Source organism: Okeania hirsuta, assembly GCF_003838195.1.
Classification (GTDB): domain Bacteria; phylum Cyanobacteriota; class Cyanobacteriia; order Cyanobacteriales; family Microcoleaceae; genus Okeania; species Okeania hirsuta.
In genome coordinates this window covers 1-1,178 of the sequence record NZ_RCBY01000603.1, presented here as the reverse complement: position 1 = coordinate 1,178, position 1,178 = coordinate 1, and the positions used below count along the sequence as shown (strand labels likewise).

The following is a 1,178-nucleotide window of genomic DNA, read 5'->3' as shown; positions in this document are numbered from 1 at the left end:
CGGCGATTGAATCAGTTCTGCAAGCAGTGTCCTAACCGCCTTGGCGGTTGCTATAAATGTTTCTGCACTATGGTTACCTACTACCCAACCTAAAATCCCGGCTGGAAAATGGTCTACAGCAGCTCCTGTGCCAGATTTGATTTTTTTTCCGACAAAGGTTTCTAGTTGATTCAATTCTCCTACCTCTGGGATAGTTTCTGCGCTCGTAAGCATCTGGTAGAAGTGTTCCCACGAGTTTAACCCCATCCATAATCGTTGTGCGTGAAACTCCTGTAATTCTCTCTATGGCACGAAAACCCATGCCATTAACATACATTTTCCAGCAGTTGCGCTTGAGATCATCACTGTATCCTCTATGAAGTGTGATCGCGATCGTAAAATAAATGGTCAATAGCCAAGCTAAAAATGATCGGCATTGAGTTGGATCCTTGAGTCAGTATGACCATGAATCTGAATCTGGTTAATCATCCTCTGAAAACCCCTGAAATTTCCAGATAAAAGGTCTGGCTAGAGTACAGTTGAAATAGTCAATAAAATTCAGTATCTTCTGCTTGAGGTCTGAGGTGGAAGAGAAACTGCTACGCCGGAGTAAACGCCTGGCCAAAATAGAGAACCAACACTCAATTTGATTCAGCCAAGAAGTATGTTTAGGGATATAAACAAAGCGAATCCGGTGAGACTCGTCAGACAAAAAAGCAGCACGAGTTACCATAGACTGGAGAATACCTGATTTCTGTTTCACCCCCAAATCAGTCTGAATACCACAACCTTGAGCCACAAGACGGACTAATGATTCAGATTTATGAGTATTGAGTTGATCTACAAGAAAAATCCATCCTCCATCAGAATCAGTATCGATAGTCTGTTCAATGTGTTGCAGAAAATCAACTTCTGTGGGGGTGGCCTTAATTGAAGGGGTAATGATTTGTCCTTTGGCAATATGGCAGTTGGCCAGTAGACATTGAGTGCCATGGCGAATGTACTCAAACTCATTGCGTTCGACTCGTCCTGGCTCTATTGGTTGAGTGGGGCAAATTCTCTCATTAGCTTGGATACTCGTCATTTCATCGGTACTAATCAGATGAATTCCTTTTTCGAGTAATATCATGTCCGGTAGCATCGGTCTTGTATAGCAAAGGTAAGGAAGAAGGAAGAAGGAAGAAGGAAGAAGAAAGAGG

The 1,178-nt window shown here is 42.7% G+C and carries 1 protein-coding gene and 1 pseudogene; both read right to left on the bottom strand.

Annotation, left to right across the window (positions count from 1 at the left end):
- Positions 1-355 (bottom strand): annotated as a pseudogene (locus D5R40_RS40490) (IS1-like element transposase); the annotation flags it as partial.
- A gap of 105 nt (positions 356-460) precedes the next feature.
- Positions 461-1,108: a transposase gene (locus D5R40_RS33175; protein WP_124147257.1), complete on the bottom strand. Its 648-nt coding sequence runs from the start codon at positions 1,106-1,108 to the stop codon at positions 461-463.
- Positions 1,109-1,178: the final 70 nt, after the last annotated feature.